Here is a 21082-nt window from a genome sequence, read left to right as displayed (position 1 = left end):
CGAGTCCGGGCACCACTATTTAAAGAACCCGCCCAAAAGGCGGGTTTTTGCTTTTGGGGAACTAGCACTAGCTTCCCGTCAAAGTCCCCTCACCCTCTCCGCCAGAAAAAAATCATTGCCAGGGATTTTGCCTGCCCCACGCTCTCTCGCATCACTTGCCTGAGCGCAGGTCTGCTTGTTTTGCGGGAAAACCCTTATCACCAGCGTCGTTGAAAAAGTAAGCTATTTGTCAGTTAGTAGAGAAAGATAAAAAAAACTGAACAATTTTAATAAACTTATAATGTGGCGTATTTCTCAGATTGTGTATGAATGAGTAAATAAATTAATGCCTATTAAAATGTAAAAAAAAGCACTACCGACAATTATTATTTCTGGCGTAAGCAGCTAAAGGAATGAACATGCTGAGTAACGGAGCAAAAGATTATAAAGCGAAACTGTTTGAAAATCATGATGAGAATATTCATTTTCTTTTGCATACTCCACTCTCCATTCAGCGCCAGGTCTGGGAGTCTGCAGCCACAAAGGCAACGCTACCTGCGGGTGTATGTATCGATACTGTTAACGACACAGAGGTGACCGCGGAGTGGATTTCATATCCAGATTCGATAAATACCAGGATTATTCTCTATTTCCACGGAGGTGGAAATTCTCAGGGTTCGTGTCTGACTCACAGAAAACTCGCTGCCTATCTCGCACAATATTCTGGTTGCCGAACTCTGGTACTGGAATATCCTCTGGCGCCAGAAAATCGATTTCCTGCGGCCTTATTAAATTGTCATCAGGCCTATTTATGGCTGCTTGCTAATGGTTATTCAGCAGAGGACATTATCCTCGCGGGAGACTCCAGTGGTGGTGGTCTGGTCATGTCGCTTTTACTCTTGTTAAAACAGCATCAAGATCCTTTGCCGGACTCGTCTGTTCTGCTATCACCCATGTTGGATTTCACACTTTCAGGTAAGAGCATAACGCTGTGTAAGGATCTTGATCCGCTGCTTTGCATAGAAGACCTGATAATGACCGTGAAATACTACTGTTCGGACAGTGAACGAAGCGATCCTCTTGTCTCTCCCCTGTTTGGTGATTTGTCTGGACTTCCTCCCGTATTTATTCAGGTGGGAAGCGAGGAGTTATTGCGCGATGATGCATTACGCCTCTCCCGATATGCTAAAAAGGCTGGGATGCAAGTTGAGCTTGAGATATGGGACGGGCTCTGGCATGTATTTCAGTCATCGGTGGGAAAGATACCTGAAGCGGATGAGGCGTTACAAGCCGTTGCTAAATTTATCCGAAGCAGAAGAGCCTGTCTGTAATTCTGTGTAACTGCCACTATAAAAGGTGATCGCTCAGGCGGTCACCGAACTCGATAATAAAACGACTCATCGCCAGCCGCCAGTTCTGGATCGGCATACTCCATTTTTTGACGCATCTTTGATCGCCAGATAAACCACTTTCCGTACCGAGTCGTCTGTCGGGAACACTTTGCGTTTCTTAATCGCAGCACGGATCACGCTGTCCGACGAGATCGAACGCAAGATTATTCGCCTGTTCGCACTGGGGATGAGTTACCAGATCAAAGCGGTTTATACCGTTCTGGCGCTGAATCTGGAAGGCAAAAAAGAAGTTCTGGGCCTGTATCTGTCAGAAAGTGAAGACGCTAACTTCTGGCTATCCGTATTGAGTGACCTGCAAAACCGTGGCGTTGAAGACATCCTGATTGCCTGCTTGGACGGGCTGACTGGCCTCCCGGAGGCAATAAACAGCATTTATCCGCAGACAGAGGTGCAGTTGTGCGTCATTCACCAGATCCGTAACACGATTAAATACGTGGCCTCAAAGCACCATAAAGACTTCATGACCGACATGAAACCGGTATAGCATTTGTTGCTCATATACCATACAAATCCATAAAGATAAAATTTAAACAAAGAAAACAAAAAGTTATAGAAATACTTTGGATATCACTATTTAAAATGATTCCAAAATCACCTGTACCAGCGAGAGTACGAGAACTATAATGGTTTAATAATTATCGAAATTGTCTATCAAGAGACGACATTTGCCAAACTATCTAAACTGGCTGATGCAAAACACCCTACCTGGTCAGGTGTTGCTCCAGTCATGGCTCACTCGTAACGGCATAGATCGTAAGCTCTCTTACCTCTATGTGCAGAATGGCTGGCTCAGGCGGATCGCGCACGGCGTATACTGCCGGGCGGGCCGTGAGCCGGACTGGGTGGACGCGGTTTATTGCCTGCAAACGCAGTGGGAAAAACCGGTTCGCGTGGCGGGACTGACCAGCGTTGCGCTACAGGGCTATGCTCACTATACCGAGCCGGGCAGGCAGCAAATCTGGCTCACGCTTCCGGCTTACGTCAAGCTGCCGGGATGGTTTGTCGTCTTTGAACCATCCGCGATGTTTGTCACGCTGTATACCTCTGGCCTCACCGTTGATATACCGTCATTCACGACACAACTTAAAATCGGCGACCGACAGTTAGTGGGCAGCGTACCGGAACTGGCCGCGTATGAGATCGCCTGCGGCGTTCCTTCCTTGATCTCGTTCGAACATGCCGATGCTCTGTTTCAGGGGATGAATCTTCTTAGCCCGCGTAAATTACAGGCGCTGCTCTTCGCCAGTCATTCGGTTAAAACCAACCGCGTGATGCTCTACCTTGCCCGACGCAATGAGCATCCTTACTTTCAGTACCTCGATCAAAGCGGTATAGAAACAGGCTCGGGAAAACGGCAAATCGTTCCCGGCGGTTGGCTGGAGCCGGATTATCAAATCACCGTTCCCCGCGCATTTAAACCGGAAGGAGTCGAAGATGGATCTGCGTGATAGTTATGCCCGACAGGTCAGGCTATTAATGACTGCCCTGCCGCATGTGGCGAAGGAGTCCTGTTTCGCCCTGAAAGGCGGCACGGCAATCAACTTATTTGTACAAGATTTCCCTCGCCTGTCGGTGGATATCGATCTGGCGTATAAGACCTTTACTGATCGCGATACCGATCTGGCGGTCATCAATGACGCCTTGATGCGTATTACTGAATCGCTGAACGGCAGACCGGGGATCACGGCTATCCGACAGGAGAATAAAGCGGATGAAAAGCGCATCATAGTTAACACCGCTGATGCGAAGATAAAGATTGAAGTTTGTCACGCGGTTAAATGCGGACCTCGAATCATTATGTGTGGAGTTCCATCCGCTATATGTGAACCTCAGACCGTTATGTGTGGACCTGACTCCACACATAACGAAGCCTCTCTCCTTAAACACCGATTTTTCGTGATACCTCTCACCAAACCAAAGCGATTTATGTAGTGGCCTTCGTGGGGGTACTGTTTTCGAGAAATACCAACAAAACCAATAACAAACAGCACGTTAATCGTAGGTATGATTCCGAGTCCGGGCACCACTATTTAAAGAACCCGCCCAAAAGGCGGGTTTTTGCTTTTCTGCGACCGGACTCTCCATCGAACTCCGTTCGATTATTCGCCGCACAGCAGTCTTAATTTGCAAGATATTGGGTGGAAACTCGCTTATCAGAAGTTATACCCAAAACAACATACTAAATCCGGTCAAAACGACGATACAAGCGACATTCAAAAACAGGCCGGCGCGCATCATCTCCTGCTGCTTGATATGGCCGGTGGCGAAAACGATAGCGTTTGGCGGCGTCGCCACGGGCAGCATAAAAGCGCATGAAGCCGCAATGGCAATCAATACCGACAGAATCACAGGCGACATGCCGAACGCTTCGGCCACTGAGGCAAATACGGGAATAAGCAAAGCGGCGCTGGCCGTATTACTGGCAAACTCGGTCAGAAACACCACGAATGTTGCAATCACCAGGATAATAATAAATATCCCCATATGAGCCACCATCCCGCTAATCTGGTTTGCCAGGAACAAGCTGGTGCCGGTCTCTTTCAACACATTACTTAAGCAGATACCGCCGCCGAATAATAACAGCACGCCCCAGTCAGCCGTTTTCTCTATATCCTTCCAGTGAACCACCCGGGCGAAATTGACTAATATAATGGCGCCTAAAGCCACGATGGTATCGAAGGATTTAAAACCGCCCAGTAGGTCGTTAATGGGGCCGCTGAAAATCCAGAAGAATACGGTAAGCGCAAAAATAGCCAGGGTGACTATTTTGCCTTTATCCCAATCGACCTGTTCACTATTCGTTTCGAAGGTCCCCTTAAGTTCCGGCCTGAACACGAGGTAAAGAATCGCAATAGCGACAGGCAGTAAGACGATCATTGCCGGGAAACCGAACTTCATCCAGTCAAAGAAGGAGAGCCCCACCTCGGCGGCGGCAATCGCATTCGGTGGACTGCCGACGATGGTCGCCATTCCGCCAATACTGGCGCTATAGGCAATACCGAGGAGCACAAACACATAGGTCGAATGGCGGTTTTTGCCATCGACTTTACTCAGGATCCCCAATACCAGCGGCATCATCATTGCGGCCGTCGCCGTATTACTGATCCACATTGACAGCAGCGCCGTCACGCCAAATAGCATAAAGACCGCGAGGCGCATTTTGCCCCTCGCCATCGCTAATACCTTATCGGCAATGACTTTATCCAGCCCCTGTACATGCATCGCCGCCGCCAGAGCAAAACCGCCGAGGAAAAGGAATATCGTTGAGTTGGCGAAACTGTTTAGCGCCGCCTGGGTATTAAATACCCCCAGCAGCACGGCCATGACGGGAACCATTATTGCCGTAACGGTCACGTGCAGCGCTTCCGTTAACCATAATACGGCGATAAAAGCGAGCATACTCAGCCCCATGACCACCTTCGGCTCATAGGGTAGCGTGTTGTAGAGAACGATAAACAGAACAATATCGAGCAAAATGATGATGCTGTTACGATTAAAAAACCACTCGTGGGTATTGGTGGGTAAAGGACTCATGTCGTTTTTATTCATAGTAGCTTCCTTGTAACTGGTTACGACTGAATCATTACATGTATATGTCTTTCAGGTATAAATTATGTTCCTGTTCTGTTAACTGGATCGTACCAGACAATTTCCCGCCTGAATGACACCCAGGTCAGGATATTTCCGGAAAGAGGTTCCTGATATAGACGATTTATTGAAGCGAGCAGGCCGACTTTATTAGCTTTAATTTCCTTCGTCTGAATTACTGTCTTTGGCTGCCGCGCCGGTATACGCGGCGTTGATAGTTTCACCAACATCTAAAATAGCCCCAGAGATCCATCGATTATTTTCGGCAATCCATTTCTGAAATAGAGATAAAGCAGCGCGTAAAAACGGATAATTCGGTGAAAAACCGGGCAAAAGCGCGCTATTCTGGAAATCAACACGCCCAGGCGGCTAACTACCTTTCCCTCCGGACGGCTAAAAAGCATCTTATATTCCTTTTTGCTCTTAGCGGCAGACAAAAGTTCTTTAAAATGCCAATTTTGCAGCCCTACCATTCAAATCATCTCGATACGAATGGGCAAAATGTTATGTCAGTTTTTCATTCCGTAAGCGACCTGATTGGTCATACTCCCCTGCTGCAGCTCCATAAGCTTGATACCGGCCCCTGCAGCCTGTTTCTAAAACTGGAAAATCAAAATCCCGGCGGCTCGATAAAAGACCGCGTCGCGCTATCCATGATTACGCAGGCAGAGCGCGAAGGGAAATTAAAACCCGGCGGCACGATTATCGAAGCCACCGCCGGCAATACCGGCCTCGGTCTGGCGCTGATCGCCGCGCAGAAAAATTATCGCCTGATTCTGGTGGTGCCGGACAAAATGAGCCGCGAGAAGATTTTCCATCTGCGCGCGCTGGGAGCGCAGGTACAGCTTACCCGATCGGACGTTAACAAAGGCCATCCCGCCTACTATCAGGACTACGCCCGGCGCCTTGCCGACGAAACGCCAGGCGCCTTTTATATCGACCAGTTTAATAACGAGGCTAACCCGCTGGCGCATGCCACCACCACTGCCCCGGAAATCTTCCAGCAGCTGGATGGCGATATCGACGCGATCGTCGTCGGCGTCGGCTCCGGGGGAACGCTCGGCGGGCTTCAGGCCTGGTTTGCTGAGCACTCCCCTGAAACGGAATTTATCCTCGCCGATCCGGCGGGCTCCATTCTGGCGGACCAGGTCGAAACCGGGCGCTACGGCGAAACCGGCTCCTGGCTGGTGGAAGGGATCGGCGAAGACTTTATTCCGCCGCTGGCCCATCTTGAAGGCGTCCGCAGCGCATACCGCGTCACCGATAGCGAAGCTTTCGCCACCGCCCGCCAGCTGCTGCAGGTTGAAGGCATTCTGGCAGGCTCCTCTACCGGAACGCTGCTCACCGCCGCCCTGCGCTACTGCCGGGCGCAGACATCACCTAAACGCGTGGTGACCTTCGCCTGCGACAGCGGCAATAAATATTTATCAAAGATGTTTAACGATGACTGGATGCGCCAGCAGGGCTTTTTAAGCCGTCCATCGTGCGGCGATCTCAGCGATTTTATCGCTCTGCGCCACGACGAAGGAGCAACCGTCACCGCCGCGCCGGACGATACCCTGGCGGCCATCCTCGCGCGTATGCGCCTCTACGACATCTCGCAGCTGCCGGTGCTGGAAAACGGCCGCGTCGTCGGCATCGTCGACGAATGGGATCTGATTAGCCACGTCCAGGGCGACAGTCAGCGCTTTTCTCTGCCGGTCAGGGAAGCGATGACCCGTAACGTGGAGACCCTGGATAAGCACGCGCCGGAAAGCGCGCTGAAGGCCATTTTCGATCGCGGCCTGGTGGCCGTTATCGCCGACAACGATCGTTTTCTTGGCCTCATTACCCGCAGCGATGTGCTGACCACCTGGCGTAACCGACTCGAACAGTAAGGACTTCTCAATGACAAATTTGCATACCCTGAGCGTACATAGTGGCACATTTACCGATGAACACGGCGCGGTGATGCCGCCTATTTATGCCACCTCCACCTTTGCTCAGCCCGCGCCGGGGCAGCATACCGGGTACGAATATTCGCGCAGCGGCAACCCGACCCGTCACGCGCTGGAGACGGCGATTGCCGACCTGGAAAGCGGCACGCGCGGCTACGCCTTTGCTTCCGGCCTTGCGGCCATCTCAACCGTGCTGGAGCTGCTGGATAAAGACAGCCACCTGGTCGCCGTCGACGACGTCTACGGCGGCACATACCGGCTGATTGAAAACGTTCGCCGCCGAAGCGCCGGCCTGCGGGTGAGCTGGGTGAAGCCCGACGATCTGGCGGCCATCGAAGCGGCCATTCGGCCCGACACGCGCATGATCTGGGTTGAAACGCCGACCAACCCGCTGCTTAAGCTGGCCGACCTCAGCGCCATCGCCGCCATTGCGCGGCGGCACAATATTATCAGCGTCACCGACAACACCTTCGCCTCGCCGGCTATCCATCGTCCGCTGGAGCTGGGCTTTGATATCGTGGTGCATTCGGCGACCAAATACCTTAACGGCCACTCCGATGTGGTCGCCGGGCTGGCGGTGGTCGGCGACAACGCCGCGCTGGCGGAAAAGCTGGGCTACCTGCAAAACGCGGTCGGCGGCGTCCTCGACCCGTTCAGCAGCTTCCTGACGCTGCGCGGTATTCGTACCCTGGCGCTACGTATGGAGCGCCACAGCAGCAATGCGCTGCTGCTTGCCGAGTGGCTGGAGCAGCAGCCGCAGGTCGAAAGGGTCTGGTTCCCGTGGCTGGCCTCGCATCCGCATCATCAGCTGGCGCGCAGGCAGATGGCGCTTCCCGGCGGAATGATCTCCGTGGTGGTCAAAGGCGACGATGGCTACGCCGAGCGGATCATCCGCAAGCTGAAGCTGTTTACCCTCGCGGAGAGCCTCGGCGGCGTGGAAAGCCTGGTGAGCCAGCCGTTTAGCATGACTCACGCGTCGATCCCGCTGGAGCAGCGTTTAGCCAACGGCATTACTCCGCAGCTGATTCGTCTGTCGGTAGGGATTGAGGATCCGCAGGATCTGATCGCCGACTGGCGCCACGCGCTGCGCGACTAAGCAGATTGCCCGGCGGCGGCTAACGCCTTGCCGGGCGACAAGATCCCCCATCACATCAGGCCCGCCGCCCGGCAGAGAATTAAGCAGTCTACCCGTTCTGGCCCTGCCCCTGCAGAAGATGCTCAACAAATCGCGTCAGCTTCGGCAGCGGCCGCAGATCCTGCCGCCAGAGCAGGTGAATCGGCCTCGGCTGCGGGGTATACGCCTCGAGCACGCGCACCAGTTTGCCGCACTCGAGCGCATCCGCCAGCAGCACTTCCGGCTGCAGCAGCAGCCCGGCGCCGGCGATCGCCGCCGTTCGCAGCGCGTAGCCATCATTACAGCGCAGAACAGCGTCGCGCTTCCAGCGTACGCCCTCCTCCGCGCCCGGCAGCTTCCACTCATTGCGCGCGGTCCACACCGTATGCGACAAACAGAGATGATCGACCAGGTCCGCAGGCGTTGTCGGCGTACCGTGGCGGGCTAAATACCCGGGCGCGGCGCAGATCGTCATCCGGTAGGGCGCGAGATACTTTGCCACCAGATCGTTATTGCGGATCTCGCCGATGCGGATCGCCAGATCGATGCCCTCATCCACCAGATCGACCATCCGGTTGGTCAGATCCAGCTCCACGCGCACGTCGGGCCAGGCCTGTAGAAACGTGGCGGTCAGCGGGGCAATCACGCAGGCGCCAAACGACGTCGGCGCGCTTATCCGCAGCGTGCCCGCGGGCGCGACCCGTAGTCTCTCCACTGAACTTTCGGCGATGGAGACCTGCTCCAGGACGCGTTTCGCCTCGTCAAAATAGACCCGCCCGGCGTCGGTCAGGCTCTGGCGGCGGGTATTGCGCTCAAGAAGACGGGTATTAAGCTGCCGCTCGATCAGCGCGATATATTTCCCGACCATCACCGCCGACATCTCGAGCCGCGCTGCGGCGCCGGTAAAGCTTCCGCACTCCACGACCGCAATAAAGGTCTCCATCGCCCGCAGCTTATCCATATTACAAACCCCTGGTTAGCAATCATTTAACTTTTAGCCAGTTTATCCGATATTTGTTTTATTAAAGAATAGCCTCTCACCCGAGAGAGGAACCTGCTATGAAAATCATCATTATTGGCGCCAGCGGTACCGTTGGCCGCGCGGTTGCGCAAGAATTAAACCAGCGTCATGAAGTCATTCGCGTCGGCCGCACTCAGGGCGACTATCAGGTCGATATCACCTCACAGCAGAGCGTGCAGAACCTGTTTGCGAAAACCGGTCGGGTAGACGCGATTGTTTCCGCCACTGGCAATCTCTTCTTTGGCCCGCTGGCGACCATGACCGACGGCGATTTCAACCAGGGCCTACAGGATAAACTCCTGGGGCAGATTCGCCTGGCGCTGACCGGCCAGCATTATCTGAACGACGGCGGTTCTATTACGCTGATTAGCGGGATCGTCGCCCATGAGCCCATCGCTCAGGGCGTCAATGCCACCACCGTCAACGCCGGGCTGGAAGGATTCGTTCGCGCCGCCGCCTGCGAACTGCCGCGCGGAATACGTATTAACCTGATTAGCCCCACCGTATTAACGGAATCGGCGGCAGCCTACGACGGTTTCTTCCCCGGTTTTACCAGCGTCCCCGCCGCCAGCGTGGCTCAGGCCTACCGCCGCAGCGTAGAAGGCGTTCAGAGCGGACGGATCTATAAGGTCGGCTACTGACCGGCGCCGCTGCGGGCCGGAATGACGCTGCCGGCCCGCGACGGCGCTTACATCCTGTTTCATCAACGGCTACACTGATCCTTCAATTTGCCTTTTTGAATGACTCATGTTGAAGAAACTCGTTTTTATTGCCCCGCTTTTGGCGCTTATCGCTCTACTTATCTGGTGGTTCACGCCCCGCTACGCCGAAGAGGACGTCGCGTACTACCGCTCCGTCTTCTGCGTTATTGACCATCAGGACAGCCGTGCGTTTCTCCGCGATATGGAAAATATGATTGAAGGCGGCAATTCGGATTATGCGCTGCATAAGACCCACTACGTGCCCGCTCTGGGCCAACGGATGCTGGACACCTGGCAGCAGTTGACGCCGGAAGAGCAGAAAAGTATCAGCCAGGACCAGCAGCGCTGTCGCCAGCTGATGAGCGAAAAGCAGCGCCCGGATTAAGGCGTATTACTGCGCAAAATGACTCGCTGATAATAATAGAAAATAACATTCTGCTGCGACGAGCGGAATGTTAAACATATACATGGCGAATGAATAACAGTATTTAGCGCGCGCAAAAGTTATATTTAATCGATATCCTGACGTTATTATCACCCTATTTATTTAAAAAATCGTTCTGGAAATAATTCCGTCACAATCTCCTCTTATATTTCCAAGCCTTAATAAACAGTAAATTATAACCAATAATTATCGAGGCTTATTTTGATTCGTTATATTCCCGTTTCGCTCTCTCTGGTCGCCGCCGCCGTTTCCGGCGTGCTCTACGCTGCGCCGATAAATACGCCCGTACTCGCTACGATGGATAATTTCCGCGATATCGCTGGCACGACGTCTGTTTATACCACCAGCCACGACGGCACCCTGCGCACCGGCGTTTTTTATCGTTCTAATGCCCTGGCATTATCCTCCGCGGACCAGGCGACGCTGAGCACGCTCGGTATCAGCGATGTTTATGATTTGCGCACGGCCAGCGAAATCGCCAGCAGCCCGGACGTGATGCCCGACGGGGCGCGATATACCCATATTGATATCATCGGCAACACCGCTTCGGGCAGCAACATCACCTCAATAACGTTCAGTAGCGCCGCTGAAGCCAAAGCGATGATGCAGCAGACCAACGTCTCCTTCGTCAGCGATGCCGGGATGCGCGCCCGGTTCACCACGCTATTTAACGATCTGGCCAGCGCCGACGGCGCAGCGCTGTTCCATTGTACCGCGGGCAAGGACCGCACCGGCTGGACCGCCGCGATGCTGCTGAGCATTGCCGGCGTCGATGAGGGGACCATTATGGAAAACTACCTCGCCACCAACGACTATACCCGCCAGCGCGTCGAAGCGACCCTGGCGATGATTCCCCCCGCCATGGCGGCGATTTACGAGCCGCTGCTGGGCGTCGATGCCAGCTATCTTCAGGCCGGGCTGGATGAAATCAGCCGCGAGTACGGATCGGTAGATAACTATCTGAAGCAGGGCCTGGGGCTGTCGCAGGAGACGCTCTACGTCCTGCGCGGCAAAATGGTGCAGTACGGCCAGCTGCCGGGACAAAGCGAACTGCGGGGGAATGCGGCGCAGGGCGCTGCGCTGCTTAACGCCCTGCAAAACAGCGAGCTATCGGGCCGCTACACCGACTATAACTATTATCTGCAATCGGCCATTGATGCCGGAACCCTCGGCGGCGTGGAGACTCAGGTCGGCGGGCAGATTTACGCGGACGCCGCCAGCTACCTGCTGCGCAGCGGATCGCGATTAGACAGGGCGTTAACGCCGAATATTGATAGCCGTCAGCTGCGGGATGGGGAAGGAAAGCTGTGGCTGACCGGGCTTAGCGGCTATCTTGGCACCGATGGTTCCGCCCGCGCCGCCAGCAGTAATGAGCATACCGCCGGCTCGCTGCTGGGCTATACCTGGCGGTTTAACGCGCAGCTTAGCGGCTACGGCACTCTGGGATATAGCTGGGGCTCGCTGGGCAGCGCCAGCGCCGATGCGGATGCCAACGCCACTCTGCTGGGGTTCGGCGGTCGCTATGCTTTTGAGGATTTAAATCATGGCCTCTTTGCCGCCGCCGATCTTAACGCAGGCTGGATCGATTATAGCAGTACGCGCCGGCTGAATGGCGGGCTGGGTACGGCCACCGGCGATACCCATGGCCAGCTGGTTGGCGGCACGCTGCGCCTCGGCTACGTCAGTCCGCTCGATTTTGCCAGCGTTGAGTACGCCGTCGGGACCCGCCTGACCCACCTGCGGATGGACGCTTTCCGCGAAAGCGGCAGCGAGCTGGCGCTCAACGTCGACCGCGTCAGTGAAAATAACGCCAGCGGTATTGCCAATGTGAGTATCGCATTTCATTCGCAAAACGGCGGCGGCTGGCGCTTCACGCCGGCGATAAATATCGGCTATGAACACAGTTTCAGCGGCCCTTCGGTACGCACTCAGGGACAGGTTTATCACTATGAGGTCGTACAGAACGCGGCCTTCGATAGCCGTGACATGGTCAACGCTGGCGCCAGTTTGAGCATCACGCGCGGTGCGCTGAGCCTGAACCTTGGCGGCCAGGCTGACGTCGCCAGCGGCGGCGACAGCCACGGCTACAGCGGCAGCCTTAGCGTGGGCTACGCCTTTTAAACATCCCCAGCAGGCCGCCGCCGCGGGCGGCTTGCTCTTAGCCACGAAATTGCAAAGCGGTTAAACATACACCGCCGAGGATCGGCGCATTTTTCGCCGCCATGGGCAAAACGAAACGCTGGCAGGAAAGGTAAAACAGAAATTATGTTTCAATCCGCTACTGGCAGCGGCAATCATCAATCTGATGCATGATTGTCCTTACCATAAAAAGTAGTTGATCTGGTATCGACAAGCTCTTATTTTGCTTCTCAGTTTTTAAACGAGATGAAACTGATGCCTACTATTACAGCCAGTAGTATGAAAGAAGCAAAAGAGTTAATGAATTGTGGGAAGTACAAAGAAATCGTTCTCAATTTCGATATTGATGCTGACGATTTTTTCACCCTCGCAACATCCCAGTCAGGAACAAAAGTCACCATCACAGACAGAAATAATCGCTCATCGGTCAAAGCAGAAAAATAATAAAAACCCCTGAGGCTCTTCTTATGCTGTTAGCTATTGGTACCGTCGCTGTTGCTTTTCTTTCCACGTTGATGCTGATCTGGCTTGACGATCGCATTACCGACCAGGATTAACGACCCGGGCCGGCGATAAGCCGCAAAACCGCCCGCCTCTGTGTTTCTCTCGCCCGTAGCCATCGGCTGCGGGCGATTCAAAAAACCCGCCAATCCCGTTTTCACATTACGCACTGATGATTTTCGCCCGCCGGGCAGGTCATGCATTCGCATAAAAACAGGGGCTTAAAGAAGAAAACGAGAAGGGAGCCCCGCGCCGCCGACGGCGCGGAGCACGGCGATTACAGCGACTTCGCCAGGCGCTCGACGGCGGTCATCAGACCCTCTGTCGACACCGTCGAGTAGGACAGGCGCAGCGTGCGGGTATCCGGGTTATCGTTATAGAACGCTTCTCCTGGTACGTAGACCACGCCATTTTCCAGCGTTTTCTTCATCCATTCCATGGTATCGAACGGATAACGGAAGCGAGCCCACAGGAACATACCGCCTTTAGGACGGCTGAACGCCAGATGCTCGCCAAGCTGCGATTCCAGCGCGTCGGCCAGCGCCACGCACTTCTTGCGGTAATCTTCGCGGATCAGGGCAATCTGGCTTTCCAGGCGGTTCATGCTCAGGTATTCCGCGGTGATGACCTGCGAGAGCATATTAGTGTGCAGATCCGCCGCCTGTTTAACGATCACCGTCTGCTGCGCCAGCCAGTCCGGCATCACGATCCAGCCAATACGCATCCCCGGCGCGAGGATCTTGGAGAAGGTGGAGGTATAAACCACCTGATCTTCACAGCCCAGCTCAACCGCATACTGATACAGCGGACGGCGTACTTCATCAGTGAAGCTGATTTCACCGTACGGATCGTCTTCGATAATGACGAAGTCGTGCTTTTTCGCCAGCTCAACCAGGCGGCGGCGACGCGCTTCGCTCAGGGTTTTCCCGCCGGGGTTGCCAAACGTCGGTACCAGGTAAACGGCTTTCACACGCGTGGTTTCCAGCAGATCGGCCAGCTGTTCCACCAGCATGCCGTCATCGTCGGTATCCACGCTGAGAATATTGGCCTGCGCCAGCTGGAAGACCTGCAGCGCCGCCAGATAGGTCGGACGCTCAACGACAATCGCATCACCCGGATCGAGCAGAGTGCGGGCGACGATATCCAGCGACTGCTGCGAACCGGAAGTGATATAGACATGGCTTGCCGAACAGGCCACGCCGCGCGCCTGACACAGTTCGCTAACGGCCTGACGCAGCGGCGGATAACCTTCGGTCAAACCGTACTGGAACGCATCGTTAAAGCGCCCGTTCATCACCTGCTGCACCGCCAGGTTCAGGCCTTCGGTATCAAAAAGCTCCGGGGCCGGAATACCGCCGCCCAGAGAGATAACGCCGGGCAGCTTACTGTGCTTGAGGAGTTCGCGGACGGCGGAGGGCTTAAGTTCACCCGCGCGGGCGGCGAGTCGCCGATCGTGCATACTATTTTCCTTTTCTGTCTTGTTGTTGTGATGTTTTATCTGTTTTTTACCGTTCATTCCCCCGGTCGCACTATGCTCACTGGGGCTACGGGTTCGTATGTTCGGTAGCCCGGACAGATGCGCAGCATCGCCTCCGGGATATTCTTCAGCATCCTGCGGCCTTCCCCCGGGGGCGGCGCGATGCGCCTTGCCCGGGCTACAAATGCCGCAGGTGACGAGAACCGCAGCCCGGATAAGGCGCTCACCGCCGCAATCCGGGGCCAAACTTAACGGCTATCTGTGTCTTTTAGCACGATTAACGGCTCAATATCGCTCTCTTTTTTAACCACCAGAGAATCATCTCCGCGCAGGCAGGTACCGCCATAGTTACCGCCAACCGTAAAGGTGCAAACCTGGATGTATTTGCCATCCACTTTTGGCAGGCACCACAGCTGCTGGTAGATATTTTTGCGATCGAAAAACTGGCCGCTGGTTTTATCCAGCACTTCATCCTGCGGGCCAATCAGGTCGATATTGTTGCCGCAGCGGCCCGAGATAGGCTTAACCGCATAGCCGCTTTCCGCCAGCTGCTCGTTGACCACAAAATCCGTATCCAGAAGATAGCGATGATTGGGGAACAGCGACCACAGCACCGGCAAAATCGCCTTGTTGCCGGGGATAACCGTCCACAGCGGCTCGAAGACTAATACTTCCGGGCGCAGCAGGACGTCTATCAGGCGCACTTCATTATTCGGGTGTCCGGTACGTATCGGCACCGCTGCGTACTCATCGGCGCTGACTTCCCGCACCTGCTCAATGGCGGTCTCCCATGCCCAGGTTTTCCAGACGCAGTTGACCAGACGCCCGTCGGCATCAATCAGCTGCCCGGCGGCATCCCAGCGCAGCTCATCCAGGCCAAACAGAATTTTGCTCTCGAAGCCGGCCTGAGTCAGCGAACGCTGGATAAACTGCGCGTGGTAGTTCTCCTCCAGATCCTTATCCTGCATGATGTGCACGAAAGGACGCGCCCGGCTGTGCTTCCACGCTCCGGCCAGCTCATCCAGCAGATTTTCCGCCGGGTTGTGACCGGTGCCGTAGTAGCCCTGCTTCAGCCACTGCTCGAGGATCAGCCCGCCTTCGGTATGGCAGGACGCGGAATCGGCGTTGTACTCATACACCTTGAGCCCGCGCTCATCCATACAGAAATCCATGCGGCCGGTAATCATATGATGGCGACGGCGCTGCCACGAGAGGCGCAGACGCGGCCAGAGAATTTTCGGAATATCGAACAGCGCCAGCAGGCTGTCATCCTTCATCACCTTGTCGGTAGCGTGCAGGTACATCAAATGCAGCTCATTGGTGGCTTTGATAAGCTCCTGCTCGGCGCTTTCGGTGATGGTGAAATACTGGTAAGGGTCTTTATTGATGACGTGGCCGTTGGCTTCCACGTAGGCTTTTTGCAGTGAATCTTTCTCGTTGAGCCAGTTGCCGCGGTATTGGCCTTTATTCGGCAGACGCGCGCCTTTGATGGCCATCGCCTCACCCGGCAGCACCGGCTGCGGCAGGCTGTGCTCGGTATCGGCGGTTTGAATCATCCAGCCGAGGATTTCGGTATCGGCAAAGGTGTCTTTAATCGTGTAGAGGCCGTTTTTCACTTCCAGCGTCAGCTCGCGGGTCCACTGCTGGCCCTGCGGCAGCGGCGAGTGAATGACGTTCTGTTCGGCGATCCTGACCTTATTCCCTATCAGTTGCGTAATCACCGCCACGTGGCCCGTGTGCTTAAACTCGCCGCCTTTCTGCCAGATCAGCAGTGAGCCGGCGAGAGGCGGACGGCGGGAGCCGTTGGCGAACGCCTGCAGCGGCAGAATATTGTCGTTGACCACCTCGCGGAGAAAACGCAGGGAGAAGATTTCGTAGGCCATGCCGACGTCGGTGAAAACAAAACCGTAGGTGAGGAACAGAAAGCGGCGCGCGAACTCCACGCACTGCCATTTGTGCCCCATATACTCATTACCGATATAGCTGCGGAACGTGGCGTCATCCGGATAATCTTGCGGATTTAAGCTACTGTAATTAGAAGAATAAATCGCCACGCCGCCCGGTGCGTAGCCTAATAGTGTACCAAACGGGGCATCACTGCTTGTGGAACCTTTGCTCATTTAGCCTGACCTCAAATTAATGCAGCCCGGGCAGTTGGCGAAACAAAACTCCCTCTTCTTATCCTGCCGCAGGCACTTACCAGACAGAGGTGGAATGATGATACCACTCATTCGATTCGCTAATCGTGCCCTTAAGGAAAATAAGCCTGCGCCCCCGGGCAAAAGTGATATCGTTATTTGAGATAAAAAAACAATCAGGAGTCGACAATGAGCATACCATCGCATCTGACCGCCCAACCGCTGGTCTGGGGGCATGGCCCCCGCACCTTTGAGGTGTTCCTCGAACCCACCTGTCCTTTCTCCGTGCGGGCATTTAATAAGCTTGATGACCTGCTGGATGAAGTTGGCGCGGATAACGTGACGATCAAAATTCGTCTGCAGTCTCAACCGTGGCATCTGTTTTCCGGCGTCATCGTCCGCTGCGTTCTCGCAGCCTCCACCCTGCCGCACGGCCGCGAGCAGGCGCATAAGGTGCTTAAAGCCGTCGCCGACCACCGCGAAGAGTTTGAGTTTACCGACCACTGCAGCGGGCCGAACATGAACGCCACGCCGCAGCAGATTATCGAGCGTATCGAACGCTATAGCCACGTCTCGCTGGCCGCGGCGTTTGCCCGCCCGGAGCTGCAAAACGAGATCAAATGGCATAGCAAGTACGCGCGCCAGAACGGCATCCACGTGTCGCCGACCTTTATGGTTAACGGCCTGGTGCAGGCGGATCTCGGCAGCGGCGACGACGTCAGCGTATGGGCCGCGCGGATTCTGGCTTAGTACGACTCTCCCGCGCCGGCGCGGTAACGCCAGCGACACGACATCAACACCTCACTAAAAAGGCAGATCAGCATGTCAGAGAATAACTACCAGCCACCTAAAGTGTGGGAATGGAAGCAAAACAACGGCGGCGCATTCGCCAATATCAACCGTCCCGTCTCCGGCGCAACGCACGATCGGGAGCTGCCGGTGGGCGCACATCCGCTTCAGCTCTATTCGCTGGGGACGCCCAACGGCCAGAAAGTGACCATTATGCTGGAAGAGCTGCTGGCGTTAGGCGTCAGCGGCGCGGAGTACGACGCCTGGCTGATTCGCATCGGCGAAGGCGATCAGTTCTCCAGCGGCTTTGTCGAGGTTAATCCGAACTCAAAAATCCCCGCGCTCCGCGACCACTCCACCACTCCGCCGACCCGCGTTTTTGAATCCGGCAGCATCCTGCTCTATCTGGCGGAAAAGTTCGGCTTCTTCCTGCCCAAAGATCCGGCAGGCCGCGCCGAAACCCTCAACTGGCTGTTCTGGCTGCAGGGCTCGGCTCCGTTCCTCGGCGGCGGCTTTGGCCACTTCTTCAGCTATGCGCCGGTGAAAATCGAATACGCGATCGACCGCTTTACGATGGAAGCCAAGCGCCAGCTTGACGTGCTGGACAAGCAGCTTGCCCGCGGCCGTTTTGTGGCAGGAGAGGAGTACACCATCGCCGACATGGCCATCTGGCCGTGGTACGGCAACGTGGTGCTGGGGAATGTTTACAACGCCGCCGAGTTCCTGGATGCCGGTAGCTATAAAAACGTGCTGCGCTGGGCGCAGGATGTGGGTAAGCGCCCCGCCGTTCAGCGCGGGAGGATGGTTAACCGCACCTCAGGCCCGCTCAACGAGCAGCTTCACGAGCGCCATGACGCCAGCGACTTCGACACGCAAACCGAAGATAAACGCCAGGCGTAGCGCCCATGCCCGCCGGAGGCTTCCGCCTCCGGTTTTTAGCGCAAATACTTCTCAAACCACGCCAGCGTGCGTTGCCAGGCCAGGTCAGCCGCGGCCCGGTCGTAGCGCGGCGTGGAGTCATTATGAAAGCCGTGGTTAACACCCTGATAAATATAGGCCTCGTAGACTTTATTGTGTGCCTTCAGCGCTTTTTCATAGGCGGGCCAGCCTTCATTAATGCCGCTATCGAGTCCGGCATAATGCAGCAGCAGCGGCGCTTTAATTTTATCGACCTCATTTAGCGGCGGCTGGCGGCCGTAAAACGGCACCGCGCAGGCCAGCTCAGGGATCGCCACCGCCGCCGCGTTGCTGACGCCGCCGCCGTAGCAGAACCCGGTGATACCGACCTTCCCCGTCGCCTGCGGATGCTTCGCCATAAACGCGACCGCCGCAAAGAAATCATTCATCAGCTTCACGGGATCGACTTTCTGCTGTAGCGCGCGGCCTTCATCATCATTACCGGGATAGCCGCCGACGGAACTCAGGCCATCCGGCGCCAGCGCGATATAGCCCGCTTTCGCCACCCGCCGGGCAACGTCTTCAATATAGGGATTCAGGCCGCGATTCTCATGAACCACCACCACGGCGGGCGCTTTGTCGGCTATTTTCACCGGCGTCACCTGATAAGCCCGCACTTCGCCGTGGCCGTCAGGAGAAGGGTAATGAATATACTCCGGACGGATATCCGGGTCGGTAAACGCCACCTGCTCCGCCAGAGCATAGTCGGGCTTCAGCAGGTTAAACAGCGCCAGCGCGGTCATCCCGCCGACGGTATACTTCCCCGCCAGTTGGAGAAACTCGCGTTTGCTGATTTTGCCGTGGGCGTAGTAGTCATAGTATTCGAGCAGCTGCTGCGGAAAATCTTTGGCCGTTAGTCGCGTCATCACCCTGCCTCCGTTATTAAGCGCCCTTTAAGCAAAGCAGAAGCCCGGACATACGCCAGCGGAGAAAAGCAGAAACGGGGAGTAAAAAGCCCAGCGGCCAACACCGCCGGGAGAGGAGGGATCAGTGTTTCACTTTGGTCAGACGATCGAGGTAGCCCATCACAAAGGCCGACAGCACAAAGGTCAGGTGGATGATGACGTACCACATCAGCTTATTGTCCGGGACGTTTTTCGCATCCATAAACACCCGCAGCAGATGAATGGAAGAGATCGCCACGATGGAGGCGGCAACCTTATTTTTCAGCGAAGTGGCGTCCATTTTGCCCAGCCAGCTGAGCTTCTCCTTGCCCTCGTTGATATCCAGCTGGGAAACAAAATTTTCATAGCCGGAGAACATCACCATCACCAGCAGACCGCCCACCAGGGTCATATCCACCAGCGACAGCAGGGTCAGAATCATATCCGACTCACTGACGCTGAAAATATGCGGCAGTATGTGGAAGATCTCCTGAAAAAATTTGATCGTCAGCGCAATCAAACCGAGCGAAAGGCCAAAATAAACCGGCGCCAGCAGCCAGCGCGAGGCGTACATAGCATTTTCCAGAAAGCGTTCCATAAGATCCTGTCAGTTAACATAAACGGCCGCCATTATACCGCAACAGGGCAACGTTATAGCAACAGGCGTCCAACAAGAGAGCGATTCGAGGAGATAAAAAAAGGCTGGCGCAAGGCCAGCCTGAGAAGATGCGTGGAGAGAGATTACTTCGCTTTGACGGTTTCTTCGCCCACCAGGCCAATCTTCAGATAGCCCGCCTGATGCAGGGTATCCATGACCTTCATCATCGTCTCGTAGTCCACGGTTTTATCCGCGCGGAAGAAGACGGTGGTGTCTTTCTTGCCTTCGGTCAGCGCATCCAGCGAGGCGATCATGCTCTCGTCGGTAATGGGGTCATTGCCGAGGAACATGGTTTTATCCGCCTTCACCGACAGATAGATCGGCTTTTCCGGACGCGGCTGCGGCTGGCTGGAGGAAGCAGGCAGATTCACCTTCACGTCGACGGTAGCCAGCGGCGCCGCCACCATAAAGATGATTAACAGCACCAGCATGACGTCGATAAACGGCGTCACGTTGATGTCGTGCATTTCGCCGTTATCATCGAGGTTTTCGTTAAAATGCATCGCCATAAAGCATTAACCTACGCGTAGTTTCTGGGCGGTACGTACCGGCTTAACGCCGCTGGCGCTCAGGTCCAGGTCGCGGCTTTGCAGCAGCAGAACCTGGGCGGCGACATCGCCAAGGGACGCTTTGTAGCTGGCGATCATGCGGGCAAAAATGTTGTAGATGACCACCGCCGGAATCGCAGCGAACAGGCCAATTGCCGTGGCCAGCAGCGCTTCCGCGATACCCGGAGCAACCACCGCCAGGTTAGTGGTCTGGGTCTGGGCAATCCCGATAAAGCTGTTCATGATGCCCCAGACGGTACCAAACAGGCCGACGAACGGGGAAATCGCGCCGATGGTCGCCAGATAACCGTTGCCGCGTCCCATGTAACGACCTACCGCCGCCACGCGACGCTCCAGTCGGAAACCGGTACGTTCTTTAATGCCTTCGTTATCTTCAGAACCTGCGGAAAGCTCCAGCTCGTTCTGCGCCTCGTTGATCAAGCGCGAGGTCAGGCTTTTCGCATCGAAACCGTTAGCGATATCGCTGGCCTGGTCGAGAGAGCGTGCTTCAGCAACCAGCAGCTGTTCGCGCTTGAGGCGACGCTTGCTGGCCAGGATCTCTGCGCCTTTGCCGAAAAAGATAGCCCATGTGACTACCGACGCCAGAATCAGGCCGATCATCACAACCTTAACGACAATATCGGCATGATGATACATACCCCAAACGGAGAGATCCGCCTGCATCAAATTATTACCCACACTGTATCTCCAGGACGTAAATCACAAAATCTGCGCACAATAATATCAAAACGACATCGAATTGATAGTGGTTCTCATTAGTATTTACACTGTGC

The 21082-nt window shown here is 55.3% G+C and carries 21 protein-coding genes and 2 pseudogenes; 12 read left to right on the top strand and 11 right to left on the bottom strand.

What is annotated here, in order from left to right:
• The first annotated feature begins 398 nt into the window (after positions 1-398).
• Positions 399-1310, top strand: a complete 912-nt coding sequence (locus ABLV30_RS27435) for an alpha/beta hydrolase (RefSeq protein WP_064377968.1) — start codon at positions 399-401, stop codon at positions 1308-1310.
• 16 nt (positions 1311-1326) lie between these two features.
• Here ABLV30_RS27435 and ABLV30_RS27430 read toward each other — a convergent pair.
• Positions 1327-1514, bottom strand: a pseudogene (locus tag ABLV30_RS27430) (IS256 family transposase); the annotation flags it as partial.
• On the opposite strand from ABLV30_RS27430, the pseudogene ABLV30_RS27425 reads away from it, so the two are divergent.
• From ABLV30_RS27425 to ABLV30_RS27415, 3 genes and pseudogenes are all read left to right on the top strand, one after another.
• Positions 1507-1872 (top strand): annotated as a pseudogene (locus tag ABLV30_RS27425) (transposase); the annotation flags it as partial. The pseudogenes ABLV30_RS27430 and ABLV30_RS27425 overlap by 8 nt on opposite strands.
• Before the next feature lie 184 nt (positions 1873-2056).
• A complete protein-coding gene (locus ABLV30_RS27420; RefSeq protein WP_177936739.1) occupies positions 2057-2839 on the top strand; it encodes a type IV toxin-antitoxin system AbiEi family antitoxin domain-containing protein in 783 nt (260 codons plus the stop codon).
• Positions 2826-3323: a nucleotidyl transferase AbiEii/AbiGii toxin family protein gene (locus ABLV30_RS27415; RefSeq protein ID WP_256204549.1), complete on the top strand. Its 498-nt coding sequence runs from the start codon at positions 2826-2828 to the stop codon at positions 3321-3323. Before ABLV30_RS27420 ends, ABLV30_RS27415 begins: the two co-directional genes overlap by 14 nt.
• Positions 3324-3551: 228 nt before the next feature.
• On the opposite strand, the gene ABLV30_RS27410 is transcribed toward ABLV30_RS27415, so the two are convergent.
• Together ABLV30_RS27410 and ABLV30_RS27405 are read right to left on the bottom strand one after the other, a co-directional pair.
• The gene (locus tag ABLV30_RS27410) at positions 3552-4940 is read right to left on the bottom strand and encodes a DASS family sodium-coupled anion symporter (RefSeq protein ID WP_265801111.1); all 1389 of its coding nucleotides are present in this window, start codon (positions 4938-4940) and stop codon (positions 3552-3554) included.
• Between the two features lie 269 nt (positions 4941-5209).
• A complete protein-coding gene (locus ABLV30_RS27405) occupies positions 5210-5452 on the bottom strand; it encodes a hypothetical protein (protein WP_014226848.1) in 243 nt (80 codons plus the stop codon).
• 33 nt (positions 5453-5485) lie between these two features.
• Between ABLV30_RS27405 and ABLV30_RS27400 the strand changes: the two genes are divergently transcribed.
• Together ABLV30_RS27400 and ABLV30_RS27395 are read left to right on the top strand one after the other, a co-directional pair.
• Positions 5486-6856, top strand: coding sequence for a cystathionine beta-synthase (locus tag ABLV30_RS27400; RefSeq protein ID WP_348865703.1), 1371 nt, complete (start codon positions 5486-5488; stop codon positions 6854-6856).
• A 10-nt stretch (positions 6857-6866) separates the two neighbouring features.
• Complete coding sequence (locus ABLV30_RS27395; protein ID WP_004854188.1) at positions 6867-8012, top strand: PLP-dependent aspartate aminotransferase family protein; 1146 nt, start codon at positions 6867-6869, stop codon at positions 8010-8012.
• A gap of 88 nt (positions 8013-8100) precedes the next feature.
• On the opposite strand, the gene ABLV30_RS27390 is transcribed toward ABLV30_RS27395, so the two are convergent.
• Positions 8101-8991, bottom strand: a complete 891-nt coding sequence (locus tag ABLV30_RS27390; RefSeq protein WP_029946875.1) for a LysR family transcriptional regulator — start codon at positions 8989-8991, stop codon at positions 8101-8103.
• 98 nt (positions 8992-9089) lie between these two features.
• Here ABLV30_RS27390 and ABLV30_RS27385 point away from each other — a divergent pair, with 98 nt between their 5' ends.
• The 4 genes from ABLV30_RS27385 to ABLV30_RS27370 all read left to right on the top strand — a co-directional run bounded on the left by ABLV30_RS27385 (position 9090) and on the right by ABLV30_RS27370 (position 12780).
• Positions 9090-9692 (top strand): short chain dehydrogenase, encoded by a 603-nt coding sequence (locus ABLV30_RS27385; protein WP_025105932.1) that lies wholly within the window; start codon positions 9090-9092, stop codon positions 9690-9692.
• A gap of 106 nt (positions 9693-9798) precedes the next feature.
• Positions 9799-10137, top strand: coding sequence for a hypothetical protein (locus ABLV30_RS27380; RefSeq protein WP_032692867.1), 339 nt, complete (start codon positions 9799-9801; stop codon positions 10135-10137).
• A 261-nt stretch (positions 10138-10398) separates the two neighbouring features.
• Positions 10399-12318, top strand: a complete 1920-nt coding sequence (locus ABLV30_RS27375) for a tyrosine-protein phosphatase (protein ID WP_265801106.1) — start codon at positions 10399-10401, stop codon at positions 12316-12318.
• 273 nt (positions 12319-12591) lie between these two features.
• Complete coding sequence (locus tag ABLV30_RS27370) at positions 12592-12780, top strand: hypothetical protein (protein WP_014226855.1); 189 nt, start codon at positions 12592-12594, stop codon at positions 12778-12780.
• Positions 12781-13114: 334 nt separating this feature from the next.
• Here the strand turns inward: ABLV30_RS27370 and ABLV30_RS27365 are convergent, their stop codons facing one another.
• The 3 genes from ABLV30_RS27365 to ABLV30_RS27355 all read right to left on the bottom strand — a co-directional run bounded on the left by ABLV30_RS27365 (position 13115) and on the right by ABLV30_RS27355 (position 16654).
• Positions 13115-14296: a PLP-dependent aminotransferase family protein gene (locus ABLV30_RS27365; protein ID WP_014226856.1), complete on the bottom strand. Its 1182-nt coding sequence runs from the start codon at positions 14294-14296 to the stop codon at positions 13115-13117.
• A 266-nt stretch (positions 14297-14562) separates the two neighbouring features.
• Entirely contained in the window at positions 14563-16434 is a 1872-nt protein-coding gene (gene gss, locus ABLV30_RS27360) for a bifunctional glutathionylspermidine amidase/synthase (protein ID WP_009654105.1), read from the bottom strand.
• 76 nt (positions 16435-16510) lie between these two features.
• On the bottom strand, positions 16511-16654 hold the full coding sequence (locus ABLV30_RS27355) for a hypothetical protein (protein WP_305955792.1): 144 nt from the start codon (positions 16652-16654) through the stop codon (positions 16511-16513).
• Between ABLV30_RS27355 and ABLV30_RS27350 the strand changes: the two genes are divergently transcribed.
• A complete protein-coding gene (locus ABLV30_RS27350; protein ID WP_064404250.1) occupies positions 16642-17202 on the top strand; it encodes a thioredoxin domain-containing protein in 561 nt (186 codons plus the stop codon). The two genes, ABLV30_RS27355 and ABLV30_RS27350, sit on opposite strands and share 13 nt — an antisense overlap.
• 72 nt (positions 17203-17274) lie before the next feature.
• Complete coding sequence (gene yghU / locus ABLV30_RS27345; protein WP_014226859.1) at positions 17275-18141, top strand: glutathione-dependent disulfide-bond oxidoreductase; 867 nt, start codon at positions 17275-17277, stop codon at positions 18139-18141.
• Between the two features lie 35 nt (positions 18142-18176).
• Here the strand turns inward: yghU and yghX are convergent, their stop codons facing one another.
• From yghX to exbB, 4 genes are all read right to left on the bottom strand, one after another.
• Positions 18177-19064, bottom strand: coding sequence for a YghX family hydrolase (yghX, locus tag ABLV30_RS27340; RefSeq protein ID WP_064375102.1), 888 nt, complete (start codon positions 19062-19064; stop codon positions 18177-18179).
• A 121-nt stretch (positions 19065-19185) separates the two neighbouring features.
• Entirely contained in the window at positions 19186-19680 is a 495-nt protein-coding gene (locus tag ABLV30_RS27335; RefSeq protein WP_004105804.1) for a TIGR00645 family protein, read from the bottom strand.
• Between the two features lie 143 nt (positions 19681-19823).
• A complete protein-coding gene (gene exbD, locus ABLV30_RS27330) occupies positions 19824-20249 on the bottom strand; it encodes a TonB system transport protein ExbD (protein WP_014226862.1) in 426 nt (141 codons plus the stop codon).
• A 6-nt stretch (positions 20250-20255) separates the two neighbouring features.
• Positions 20256-20987, bottom strand: a complete 732-nt coding sequence (gene exbB, locus ABLV30_RS27325) for a tol-pal system-associated acyl-CoA thioesterase (protein WP_004854209.1) — start codon at positions 20985-20987, stop codon at positions 20256-20258.
• Positions 20988-21082: the final 95 nt, after the last annotated feature.

It is taken from the genome of Klebsiella sp. CN_Kp113 (genome assembly GCF_040064585.1).
Lineage (GTDB): Bacteria > Pseudomonadota > Gammaproteobacteria > Enterobacterales > Enterobacteriaceae > Klebsiella > Klebsiella michiganensis.
This window is presented reverse-complemented; position numbering and strand designations above follow the sequence as displayed.